The 12,281-nt window shown below is 63.8% G+C and carries 9 protein-coding genes; 4 read left to right on the top strand and 5 right to left on the bottom strand.

Annotated elements, in window-relative coordinates; all coding sequences use genetic code 11:
- Positions 1-43: 43 nt before the first annotated feature.
- The 5 genes from AABE10_RS23700 to AABE10_RS23680 all read right to left on the bottom strand — a co-directional run bounded on the left by AABE10_RS23700 (position 44) and on the right by AABE10_RS23680 (position 7,352).
- Entirely contained in the window at positions 44-3,097 is a 3,054-nt protein-coding gene (locus AABE10_RS23700) for an efflux RND transporter permease subunit (protein ID WP_342935676.1), read from the bottom strand.
- An 11-nt stretch (positions 3,098-3,108) separates the two neighbouring features.
- A complete protein-coding gene (locus AABE10_RS23695) occupies positions 3,109-4,260 on the bottom strand; it encodes an efflux RND transporter periplasmic adaptor subunit (RefSeq protein WP_342935675.1) in 1,152 nt (383 codons plus the stop codon).
- Positions 4,261-4,383: 123 nt separating this feature from the next.
- A complete protein-coding gene (locus tag AABE10_RS23690; RefSeq protein WP_342935674.1) occupies positions 4,384-5,991 on the bottom strand; it encodes an efflux transporter outer membrane subunit in 1,608 nt (535 codons plus the stop codon).
- A gap of 329 nt (positions 5,992-6,320) precedes the next feature.
- The gene (locus tag AABE10_RS23685) at positions 6,321-6,794 is read right to left on the bottom strand and encodes a ferritin-like domain-containing protein (protein ID WP_342935673.1); all 474 of its coding nucleotides are present in this window, start codon (positions 6,792-6,794) and stop codon (positions 6,321-6,323) included.
- A gap of 162 nt (positions 6,795-6,956) precedes the next feature.
- Entirely contained in the window at positions 6,957-7,352 is a 396-nt protein-coding gene (locus AABE10_RS23680) for a hypothetical protein (protein WP_342935672.1), read from the bottom strand.
- 371 nt (positions 7,353-7,723) lie between these two features.
- Here AABE10_RS23680 and AABE10_RS23675 point away from each other — a divergent pair, with 371 nt between their 5' ends.
- The 4 genes from AABE10_RS23675 (at position 7,724) to AABE10_RS23660 (ending at position 12,253) form a co-directional block, all read left to right on the top strand.
- Positions 7,724-8,017: an EF-hand domain-containing protein gene (locus AABE10_RS23675; protein ID WP_342935671.1), complete on the top strand. Its 294-nt coding sequence runs from the start codon at positions 7,724-7,726 to the stop codon at positions 8,015-8,017.
- Between the two features lie 59 nt (positions 8,018-8,076).
- On the top strand, positions 8,077-8,790 hold the full coding sequence (locus tag AABE10_RS23670; RefSeq protein WP_342935670.1) for a response regulator: 714 nt from the start codon (positions 8,077-8,079) through the stop codon (positions 8,788-8,790).
- Positions 8,787-10,142 (top strand): ATP-binding protein, encoded by a 1,356-nt coding sequence (locus tag AABE10_RS23665; RefSeq protein ID WP_342935669.1) that lies wholly within the window; start codon positions 8,787-8,789, stop codon positions 10,140-10,142. Before AABE10_RS23670 ends, AABE10_RS23665 begins: the two co-directional genes overlap by 4 nt.
- Before the next feature lie 113 nt (positions 10,143-10,255).
- Positions 10,256-12,253, top strand: coding sequence for an amylo-alpha-1,6-glucosidase (locus AABE10_RS23660; RefSeq protein WP_342935668.1), 1,998 nt, complete (start codon positions 10,256-10,258; stop codon positions 12,251-12,253).
- Positions 12,254-12,281: the final 28 nt, after the last annotated feature.

Below are 12,281 nucleotides of genomic sequence, written 5' to 3'. Positions count from 1 at the left end.
GCGTGCTTATCGTGAAGGCGTGCGCATCGCTGCTGCGAATCGTTCAGGCCTCCACCGGATGCTCCCTGTCCCGATGATGGTCGGCGGCGAGGAACATATACATCGCGGGTACCACGAAGAGCGTGAACAGCGTGCCGATCGACAGCCCCGTGAAGATCACGAGCCCCATCGCGTTGCGGCCCGCCGCGCCCGCGCCCGATGCGATCACGAGCGGCAGCACGCCCAGAACCATGGCCGCCGTCGTCATCAGGATCGGCCGCAAGCGCACGCCGGCCGCTTCTTCGAGCGCTTCGCGCTTGCCGCGTCCCGCGCGTTGCAGCTCGTTGGCGAACTGCACGATCAGAATGCCGTGCTTGCTGACGAGGCCCATCAGCGTGACGAGGCCGACCTGCGTGTAGATGTTGAGCGTCGAGAGTCCCACGTTGATGAAGATGAGCGCGCCGAATAGCGCCATCGGCACCGACACGAGAATCACGACAGGGTCGCGGAAGCTCTCGAACTGCGCGGCGAGCGCGAGAAACACGATGATCGTCGCGAACAGCAGCGTGATCACGAAGCCGCCGGACTCCTGCACGAACTGCCGCGACAGGCCCGAGTAGTCGGCCGTATAGCCCGTCGGCGCGACGTCGGCGGTGGCCTTGCGCAGGAAGTCGAGCACTTCGCCTTGCGAGATGCCTGGCGCGAGCACGCCGGAAATCGTCGCCGAATTGAGCTGCTGGAAGTGATTGATCGACTCGGGCACGATGGTCTGCTTCAGATGCGTGACCGTCGATGCGGGAATCACGCTGCCATCGGGCGTGCGCAAATAGTAGTCGAGCACTTGCGACGGGTTCAGCCGGTCCGTTTGCAGCACTTGCGGAATCACCTTGTACGAGCGGCCCGCGATCGAAAAGTAATTGACGTAGTTGCCGCCGAGCGCCGCGCCGAGCGTCTGCCCGACATCGCTTTGCGACAAGCCGAGCGAAGCGACCTTGTCGCGATCGACGAGCAGCACGCTTTCGGGCTTGTCGATCTTCAGGTCGCTGTCGACGAAGAAGAACATGCCGCTCTCGCGCGCCTTTTGCAGCACCGCTTGCGACACTTCATTGAGGTTCTCGAACGGCTCCGTCGTGCTGATGACGAATTGCACAGGCAGCCCTTGCGCGCCCGGCAGCGGCGGAAACTGGAACGCGGCGACGCGCGCGCCCGCGATGCCGTTCCACTGCTGCTGCAATTCCTGCTGCAATTGCGTCGCGCCTTTCTTGCGCTTGTCCCACGTCTTGAAGAGCACGCCGCCGATGCCCTGGTTCAGCGTCGGCGCGCCCGTCAGCTGGAACATCTGCGAGTACTCGGGCAACTGCTTCGAGATGTCGAACACCTGGTCCGCGTAAGTCTGCATCTGCTGGATCGTCGCGTTCGGCGGCCCCTGGATCTGCGACAGCACGATGCCCTGGTCCTCCTGCGGCGCAAGCTCCGATTGCGACGTCATGAAGAGATACACGGTGCCGCACAACAGCAGCGCGCCCATCACGATGAACACGGGCCACGTGTCGAGCATCGCATGCAGAAGGCGCCCATAGCCGCGATGCACGCGCTCGAACTGCCCGTCGACGAAGCGCGCGAAGCGGCCCGACTCCTGGTCCGTGCGGAAGAAGCGCGAGCACATCATCGGCGAAAGAGACAGCGCGATCACGCCCGATACCGTCACCGCGCCCGCCAGCGAGAACGCGAACTCGGTGAAGAGCGCGCCCGTGAGTCCGCCCTGGAAACCGATCGGCAGGTACACGGCAACGAGCACGACCGTCATCGCGAGAATCGGTCCGCCGAGTTCGCGCGCGGCGATCAGCGCGGCTTCGAAGGGCTGCTTGCCTTCCTCCTTCATATGCCGGTCGACGTTCTCGACCACGATGATCGCATCGTCGACGACGAGCCCGATCGCGAGCACCAGCGCCAGCAGTGTCAGCAGATTGATCGAATAGCCGAGCAGTTGCATCACGAAGAACGTGCCGATCAGCGAGAGCGGCATCGCGATCACGGGCACGATCACCGCGCGGAAACTGCCGAGGAACAGGAAGATCACGGCCGTCACGATTAGCAGCGCTTCGACGAGCGTCTTCACCACTTCTTCGATCGCCGTATTGATGAAGTCGGTTGCGTCATAGACGATGTCACCCGTCATGCCTGTCGGGAACTGCTTTTGCAGATCGGGGAAAATCGTTTTCACGCGCTTCGCGACGTCGAGCACGTTCGCGTCGGGCGCCACCTTGATGCCGATGAACACCGAACGCTTGCCGCTGAACGCGACGTTGAAATCGTAGTTGTCCGCGCCGAGCACGACGTTCGCGACATCTTCGAGGCGCACGATCGCGCCGTTCTTCTGCTTGACGACGAGCTTCTTGAAGTCGTCGACGGAATGCAGGTCCGTGCCCGCATTCAGGTCGACGCTGATCATCTGGCCTTTGGTCGTGCCGAGCGTTGCCAGATAGTTGTTGTTGCCGAGAGCCGTGAAGACGTCGGCGGCCGTGACGTTGTGCGCGGCGAGCCGGTTCGAATCGAGCCACGCGCGCAGCGCGAACTGACGGCCGCCGAGAATTTCCGCCGTCTGCACGCCCTGGATCGAATCGAGCTTTGGCTTTACGACGCGCAGCAGATAGTCGGTGACGTTGTTGCTCGGCAGCACGTCGCTGTAGAAGCCCATGTACATGGCGTCGGTGGTCTGGCCCACCTGCACGGTCAGCACCGGCTGCTGCGCTTGCGGCGGCAACTGGTTGCGCACCGACGCGATCTGCGTGTTGATCTCCGTCAGCGCGCGATTCGAGTCGTAGTTCAGGCGCAGCGTCGCGGTGATCGTCGAGACGCCCGTGCTGCTCGTCGACGACATGTAGTCGATACCCTGGGCTTGCGCGATCGCGGATTCGAGCGGCTGCGTGATGAAACCGGCCATCGTGTCGGCGCTTGCGCCGTAATACGAAGTGGTGATCGTCACCACGCCGTTTTCGGTCTGCGGATATTCGCTGACTTTCAGCGCGGAGAGCGAGCGCAAGCCGAGCACGAGGATCAGCAGACTCACCACCGATGCGAGCACCGGGCGTTCAATGAAGATGTCGGTGAATTTCATCGCGCGGCCTCTTATTGTTCCTGAGGCGTCGGGTTCGGGTTGTCTGCGGGCAGCACGCGGTTGTCGATCACGAGCGGCGTGCCGTTCTTCAGCTTGAGCTGACCGCTCGTCACGACCTGCATACCCTCGCTGATGCCCTTGAGAATCGCGACCTGATCGCCGCGCGTCGGCCCAGGCGTGACGAACACCTGCTGCGCGACGGGCATGACCTTGCCTTGGTCGTTCTTTTGCGCGCCGGGCTTCACGACGAACACGGTCGCGCCATACGGGTTATAGGTGATCGCCGTTTGCGGCAAAGTCAGATAGCGCTGCACGGTGCCCGCGTCGATTTTCACGTTCGCGTACATGCCGGGCAGCAGCTTGCGCTCGCGGTTGTCGACGGTTGCTTCGATCTGCACGTTGCGCGTCGTGCTGTCCACGCGCGGATTGATCGAGCGGATCTTGCCGTCGAACGTGCGGTTGCTGAACGCATTCGTATCGACGACGATCGCCTGGCCGACCTGCAATTGCCCGAGTTGCTGCTGCGGCAGATAGAAGTCGGCGTAGATCGGATCGATGGCTTGCAGCGTGACGATCGCATCGCCGGGATTGATGTACTGGCCGGGGTTGACCGTCGTGATGCCGACGCGTCCCGCGAAGGGCGCGCGTATCGTCTTCTTGTCGACGAGCGCGGCCTGCTGGTCGACCTGGGCTTTCTTGCTCTTCAGGTCGGCGGCATCGGCGTCGAGCTGCGCCTTTGCAATCGCCTGAATGTCGAACTGCGCCTTGTCGCGCTTGTAGACGGTTTGCGCGAGTTCCGCGGCTGCTTGCAGCGACGCCAGTTGCGCGCGATCCGAATCGTCGTTCAGGCGCACGAGCACCTGGCCCACCTTCACTTCCTGGCCCGAGCTGAACGCGATTTCGCGCACAAGCCCGGCCACTTCCGTCGTCACGTCGACGCCGCGCACCGCGCGCAGGCTGCCCACGGCGGCAAGCTGCGGCTGCCATGTCTGATAGCCCGCGACAGCGGCCGTGACGGTCGCGGGCGGCGCGGCGTTGCTCGCCATGAACTTCTTGATCATGTGCGCCCTGAACAGATTGAAGCCGACCAGTGCGCCGAGCAGTACGCCCACGCAGATCAGCATGATGATCATCCGCCTGGTCATCGGTCTTTTCGTTGTCATCGTCGTCTTGTCCTTGCACGGCAAACTGCTGAGGTGCTGATGAGGCACTGATGTGGCACAAACCAACTCGTCCGCCGGCGCTGCCTTCTCATCGCATGCGACGCGCGGCTATCGCAAAAGGATTCACTGCGGCCTGGCAGACGTTGGGGCTGCCGTCGGCGTCGCCTGCGCTGCCTGGCTCGTCGACGTGTCGTTCCACCAGCCGCCGCCGAGCGCCTGGAACAGCGCCGCCGTGTCCGCATAGCGCGCGGCCTGCGCCTGCGCGAGATTCACGACGGTCTGCTGGTACTGACGCTGCGCATCGAGCAACGCCAGATAGCTGACGCCGCCGATGCGAAACTGGCCGCGCGTCAGGTCGAGCGAATCGCGTGCCGCGCGCCATGCCTCCGTCTGCGCTTGCAAGCCGGTGGCATCGTGTTCGAGTGCGCGCAATGTATCGGCGACGTTCTGGAACGCGAGCAGCACAGTCTGCCGGTATTGCGCGTTGGCCTGATCGAAGGCGGCTTCGGCTGCGCGCTTTTGCGCGCTCAGTTGGCCGCCGTGAAAGATCGGCTGCGTGACGCCTGCGCCGATGCTCCAGATCATGTCGGCGTACTTGAGCAAGCCCGCGGGCGTAAGCGCCTGCGGGCCGTAGCTCGCAGACAGCGTGAGCTGCGGATACATGTTCGCCGTCGCGACGCCGACCTGGGCGCTCGCCTGATGCAGCGTGGCGTCGGCGGCGAGGATGTCGGGCCGCTGCCGCGCGAGTGACGACGGCACGCTGACGGGCAAGCTCTGCGGCAGCGTGAACATCGACAGCGTGAACTCGGGCACGCCCGTGTCGCTCGGTGGCTTGCCCGCTAGCACGGCGAGTTGATGGCGCGTCTGGTCGAGCGACTGGCGCAGCGGCGGCAGCGTCGCACGCGTCTGCGCGACGAGCGTTTCCTGCGAGAGCACGGCCGCGCGGCTCACGCCGCCAAGCTCGAACTGCTTGCGCAACACGCCGAGCTGCGCGTCTTCGTCGGTGGCAATGCGCTCGGTTGCTTCGATCTGCTCGCGCAACGACGCCTCCTTGACGGCCGCCGTCACGATGTTCGCCGACAACGCGAGATACGCGGCTTGCAACTGAAAGCCCTCGTAATCGACCTGCGAGCGCAGCGATTCGAGTTCGCGTCTTCCGCCGCCAAACACATCGAGGTTGTACGACACGCTCACCGATGCGTTATAGAGGTTCAGCACTTCCGTGAGTCCCGGCTGGCCGAACGTGACGCCGTTGAATTTCTCGCGCGTCGCGTTGGCCTTTGCATCGACAGACGGATACAGCGTGGTGCCCATTTGCGCGCGCAGATTCTCGCCGGCTTGCCTGAGCGCCGCTTGCGCAGCGGCGACGTTGGGACTGTTGGCGAGCGCTTCGCGGATCAGCGCGTCGAGCGGCTCGCAATGAAAGAGCGTCCACCACTGTGCGGGAATGTCCTGGCCGGCGACGAACCGTTGCGGGACGCCCGAAGCGCCCGGCGACGGCGCCGTTTGATCGGGCAGCGGCGTGGGCGTGTAGGTTTCGGTGGCGGGCGGGGCGGGCGTGCGGTAATCGGGGCCGACCATGCAGCCCGACAACGCGATCAGGACAGCGATCGATGCAGCGCGCGCAAAGGTCTCATATGTTGGGCGGCGGCGAAACGCACCGCGCGAATGCCGGCGCAATCGATCGCGATTGTGACTGCGACTGAAACTGCGGTTGACGTCTTCGATCATTTATCCACCTTGCTTTACTGCGCGGACTACGAACGAAATAGCGAATGCAGCAATTCAACAGCCTGATGCCGCGCATAGCCTAGCATGGGTCGTTGCAAACTCCGCCATGCATGCAGAACATTTAGGGAAATAGGCGCGCATTAACGTCGGCAAACGTTAAATGCATCGGGAGCGCATGCAATACGAGAAAGGGCACGGCTTGCATCGCGTATCGATGCAAGCCGTGCCCTTGAGATGCGGATAGACGAACTATCCGGTAAGCGATCGAAAATCGGCGTGTGCGGCGAAGTGAAAGTTCAGCAACGCGGGCGCGAATGCAAGCGTCGACGCTAGTGCGTATCGGCGCCGCGCTCGCCCGATGTCGCTACAGTGCCCGGTCTGCGCAGCATCTTGTCGACTTCGCCCGCATGCATCTCTTCGACCGAGATCATTTGTCGCGCATATTCTTCGAGTGCAACGGACCGGTCTTTCGCAAGCGCAAGCAGATCGCGATAAAGGCCGAGCGCGACGTCTTCGGCTGCAAGCGACTCGCGCAGAATGGACGCGATATCGGTCGTATGCGAATCGAGCAAGGGACCGATGCCGAGCGACGGATACTCGCCGAGCGTCGTGATCCATTCGCCCGCGAGATGCGCATGCGCGAGCGATTCGCCGGCCTGCTGGCGCAGCCATGACACGATCGGGATGCGGCCAAAGCCGAACACAAGAAAAGAGTAGTGCGTATAACGGACCACGCCCGCCAGCTCGGATTCGAGAATCTGGTTGAGCACGGCAATGACCTTATCCTTTTCGATCTCTGACATAGCGCCCTCCGCGAAGCTCGTCGAATGCCGGTTAGTGCCGGTTAATGCGGTTAATGCGGTTAATGCGGTTAATGCGGTTAATGCGGTTAATGCGGTTAGACGAAGGTTTTCATTGTTGGCCCCGGCTTTCCAAAGATCAAGCGAATCGGCGCGGCGATGCAATCAGCGAGTGACGACGACACCAGGCACAGCCGCGACCGGCTGCGCATAGACGATGCTTCTTGCAGGCGCAACGGCGTAAGCAGGCGCCGCGACGACGGGCACGGCCACCGTCGCATAGGGCAACGGCTTCGCGGGCGCGGGCGGCGGTACCACGGCGATATAAGGCACAACGGGGACCGTGGGCACCACAGCCACGACGGGCCCCACGGGTGCGCTGTTGACCACAGGCACGACATAAGGCGGTTGCGGCGGCACGTAATACAGCGTGCGCGGCGGCGCGTAGACGACGGCGGGCACATAGGCCGCGTGGACGAACACGGTGCCGGCGAAGGCGCTGGTCGAGCAGGCGATACCCATCGCGGCAATCGCGGACGTATAAGCAGAGCGAATGTTCACATCAAACTCCTGGGCGGGACGAGCGGACAGTCGGCGGATGGAATGCGGAGTCCTCACATCGCCGCCGACGTGCAGACGATACGCAACGCATCCCCGGATGGGCAGCGATAACTTGTTTCATTCGATGTCGCCGGAAAAGCACGCTCATGCTTGAAGCGTTTGCTGTATTTGCTGCGCTTGCTTCGTGATCGCGATGCAACAGCGCATCGGCGACACGCGTGAATGCACGGTCCATGCGGCGAATCGCACGACATATGGCGACATAACTTTGAAATTGCCTTCCGCTTTCCAGGCGGCAAGAATTCGCTTCGCCAACGACGAATCGCAACACACGTGAGCGAAGAAGTTGAATGAACCGATTGGAGAGTGAGATGAAGAAGTGGATCGCCATGCTGGCTTTGTGCATTGCATCGACGGGCGCGATGGCGCAAACGGCGCCGCAACCGATGGCCGCATCGCCGCGTATGGAGCGGATGATGCAGGAATTGCAGCAGCGTTTCGCCGCCGCCAACACGACGCATGACGGCAAGCTGACGCTGGCGCAGGCCCAGACAGGCATGCCGCGCGTCGCGCAGCATTTCAGCGAGATCGACGCGCAGAAACAGGGCTATGTGACGCTCGTGCAGATCGAGCAATTCATGGCGCAGCGCGCGGGATCGCACTGACGGAAAAACGGGTCGGCCCGAAGCTAAACTGTTGCAACGGTAGCGAAAGGAGCCATCGCATGGACCGACCCGCTCGCATCATCGTGCTCGACGACGAAGCGGAACTGCGCAACATGCTGCAGCGCTTTCTGAGCGGACATGGCTTCGAGGTCCGCGCCGTCGAAAACAGCAAGCGGCTCGAACGCTACCTTCAGCGCGAGCCCTACGACTTGCTGGTGCTCGACCTGATGATCGGCGAAGAAGACGGCTTGCAGATCTGCGCGCGCCTGCGCGCGGAAGGCCATACGATGCCGATCCTGATGCTCACGGCGAAGGGCGATCCGCTCGATCGCGTGATCGGCCTCGAAACAGGCGCCGACGATTACCTCGCGAAACCCTTCCTGCCGCGCGAACTGGTGGCGCGCATCAATGCGCTGTTGCGCCGTCAGAAGATCGCATCGGGCGATCCGACCGTCACTACTCAAACGCTGCGCTTCGGCGACTTCCGGCTCGATGTCGGCAAGCAGTGTCTCTATCGGCTCGATACGCTTGTCGAACTGCACTCCGCGCAGATGCTGCTACTGACGGCGCTCGCGGCGTCGCCGAATCGCGCAGTGAGTCGCGACAATCTGATCGCGCGCGCCAGAGGGCGCGACCACGATGCGCTCGATCGCAGCATCGACGTGCAGATTCTGCGCTTGCGGCAGGCGATAGAAAGCGATCCGTCGAAGCCGCGTTTCATCAAGACCGTGTGGGGCGTCGGCTATATGCTCGTCGCCGACGTCGAAGCATGAACACGCGCATCCTGTCGCGCCTGCTGCCGCGCAGCGTCCTCACGCGCAACATCATGCTGCTGATCGTGCTGATGGCGGTGAGCCAGGTCTGCGCGCTGAGCGTGCTGATCCACTATGTGCAAAGTCCGCGTACCGAGCGCGCCGCGGCCGTGTTCGGCACGTACATCAGGACATTGGACAACGCGCTCGCCGCGTCGCCCGAGACTGCGCGCGACACGCTCGTCGCGCGGCTCGACGCGCGCAACGAACCGCCCGCCGACGCGGTGACGGAGCCGCGCGTCAGGCTGCTCGCTTTCTACCGGCTTCACCAGTTGCAGCTGTTTCTGGAAAGTCTGAGCCACTATCTGCCGTCGGGTTCGGAAGTGCGTTGGCAACAGGCCGGCCCGCGCATGTGGATACGCATGCACGTCGCGGGCAAGCTGTACTGGATCGGCTTGCAGGTGCCGGAAGAGGCGCAGGGCGGCGGCATGCTGACGGCCGTGTTGCTGTCGCTGGGGCTCGGCATGCTGGCGGCGTTGACGGGCTTCGCGCTGCAACGCTATCTGAACCGTCCGCTACAGGAACTCGCGCACGCGGCGCGGCGCGTGAGCGCGGGCGAAACGCCACCCTCTTTGCCCGTCGACGGGCCGACCGAAATCGCGCAGGTGAGCGGCGCGTTCAATCAGATGATGCAGGCGTTGCAGCAGGCCGAGGCGACGCGCGCGCTGATGCTCGCGGGCGTTTCGCACGACATCCGCACGCCGCTCACGAAGCTGCGTCTCGCGATGGCGATGGCGAACGAGACGGGCGGCGACGATGCATTCGCCGGCGCAGCGGAATCGTATCTCGATCAGATCGACACGATCCTTCAGCAGTTCACGGACTACGCGGGAAGCGGCGAGCGCGAGACGCCGCAGCCCGGCGACCTGAACGCGCTGATCAGCCAGCTTGCCGCGGATTTCGCGGGACTCGGGCACGAGTTCGAGCTGTCGCTGGGTGAGCTTCCCGAACACGCGTTCCGGCCCATCACGATGATGCGGCTCGTGATGAACCTGATGCAGAACGCTGTCGTGTACGGGCAGACGGGGCTGGCTGTCAGGACATGGGCCGATGCGGGTGCAATCCGTGTAGCGGTCGCGGATCGCGGCAAGGGACTGAGCGCGGAAGAACTCGAACGGCTGAAGGCGCCGTTCCAGCGAGGCAAGAATGCGCATGGCAAGACGGGCGGCACGGGGCTGGGTCTCGCGATCGTCGAGCGCATCGCGCGATTGCATGGCGGCACGCTGGAGTTTCATCCGCGCGAAGGCGGCGGGCTCGAAGTCTGGGCCGTTCTGCCGATTCAGCGTCGCGTGGCGGCGCAACCGGCTATGTGATCTTCGCGCGGTCCGCGTCTACGGATGACACGCGCTGCGCGAGACTTTTGCCGCGTGAGCCGCTAATCTGTCGACTGTCTTGATCGGCCACGCCAGTGGAAAGCGGATCTGCGATGACACGCGTCGAACGCCCGTTCGAACGACTGGAAGACGAATGGCTCGAGGCCGATGGCTTCGGCGGCTTTGCATCGGGCACGGTGGGCACGTTGCGCACGCGCCGTTATCACGCGCTGCTGCTGACGGCGACGCGCGCGCCTGCGGGGCGCGTGGTGCTCGTCAATGGCATCGAAGCGTGGATCGACGCGAACGGAGCGCGCTATCCGCTCACGATGCAGCGCTACGCGCCCGACATTCTGTATCCCGACATCGCCGCGAGTCTGATCGCATTCGATACGATGCCATGGCCGACATGGCGTTTCCAGATCGACGCGCAAACGAGCGTGATCGCCGAAGCATTCGTTGCGAAAAGGACGTGCGAGACAGTGCTGCGCTGGCGGGCGGAGTTCGAAGAAGATAAGCCGCGCGATTACGCGATCGCGCTGCGTGTGCGTCCGTTGCTGTCGGGCCGCGACTATCACGCGCTGCATCACGAGAACGGCGCATTCGATTTCACCGCTCTCGTCGATGGCGAGCGCGTGCAATGGCAGCCGTATCGCGATCTGCCCGCGACTCGCGCGCTGACGAACGGCGCATACGAACACGCGCCCGACTGGTATCGCAACTTCTGTTATGTGCGCGAACGCGAGCGCGGCCTCGACTACACGGAAGACCTCGCGACGCCCGGCGTCTTCAGCTTCGATCTTTTGAGCGATGCGGCCGTCATGGTGCTAAGCGCGGACATGGGTCATGTGCCGACCGACAGGCAGGCGGCGAGCGCACACGCCGAAGCGCTCGCGAGTACTGAATCATCGCGTCGCGCTTCTTTCGCATCGCGCCTGCAACGTTCCGCCGATGCCTATGTCGTCGCGCGTTCGACGGGCCGCACGATCGTCGCGGGCTTTCCGTGGTTCACCGATTGGGGCCGCGATACGTTCATCGCGATGCGCGGCCTGCTCATCGCCACGGGGCGCCATGCGGAAGCGGAATCGATTCTGCTTGCGTGGGCGGGCACGATCTCCGAGGGCATGTGTCCGAACCGCTTCCCCGACTATGGCGATCAGCCCGAGTACAACTCGGTGGACGCATCGCTCTGGTTCGCGATTGCCTCGCATGATTATCTGGAGACGGGACATGCGTCGAACGAAACGCGAGGCCGCTTGCAGGAAGCTGTCGATACGATCCTGTCCGGCTACACGCAAGGCACCCGTTACGGCATACGCGCCGACGACGACGGCCTGTTGTGCGCCGGCGTGCCGGGCGTGCAGCTCACGTGGATGGACGCCAAGGTCGGCGACTGGGTCGTGACGCCGCGCATCGGCAAGCCCGTCGAAGTGCAGGCGCTGTGGTTCAACGCGTTGCAGATTGCCGCGCAATGGAATGCGCGCTGGCGCGAGCCCGCAATGCGCGCGGCGCAGTCGTTTGCCGGGCGCTTCGTCGATCCGCAAACGGGCGCGCTGTTTGATAACGTCGATGTCGATCACGTGCGGGGCGCCGTCGATCGCTCCGTGCGGCCCAATCAGATTTTCGCCGCCGGCGGGCTGCCGTTCGCGCTCGTCGAAGGGGAGACGGCGCGCGCCGTTGTTGCGCAGGTGGAAGCACATCTGCTGACGCCGCTCGGATTGCGCACGCTGTCGCCGGAAGATGCTGCGTATCGCGGGCGCTATACGGGGACGCCGTTCGAGCGCGACGGCGCCTATCATCAGGGGACCGTATGGCCCTGGCTGCTCGGTCCTTTCATCGAGGCATGGCTGCGCGTGCAACGTCCCGATGCCGCCGCACGCGACGCGGCGCGCGCGCGCTTTCTCGCGCCGCTCGATGCACATCTGGACCGCGCGGGCCTCGATCACATTTCAGAAGTCGCGGACGGTGACGCGCCCCATGCGCCGGGCGGCACGCCGTTTCAGGCGTGGTCGCTTGGGGAGCGGTTGCGTGTGGGGGTGTTGCTTGGGGAATGCATCAGCGCAGAGATGCCTGCTACGACACACGAACACCCCAACCGCGCTACGATGTGACTCCCGACGCCACCACGAGACGAAGGAC

The sequence above is a fragment of the Paraburkholderia diazotrophica genome (assembly GCF_038900755.1).
Classification (GTDB): Bacteria; Pseudomonadota; Gammaproteobacteria; order Burkholderiales; family Burkholderiaceae; genus Paraburkholderia; species Paraburkholderia diazotrophica_A.
This window is presented reverse-complemented; position numbering and strand designations above follow the sequence as displayed.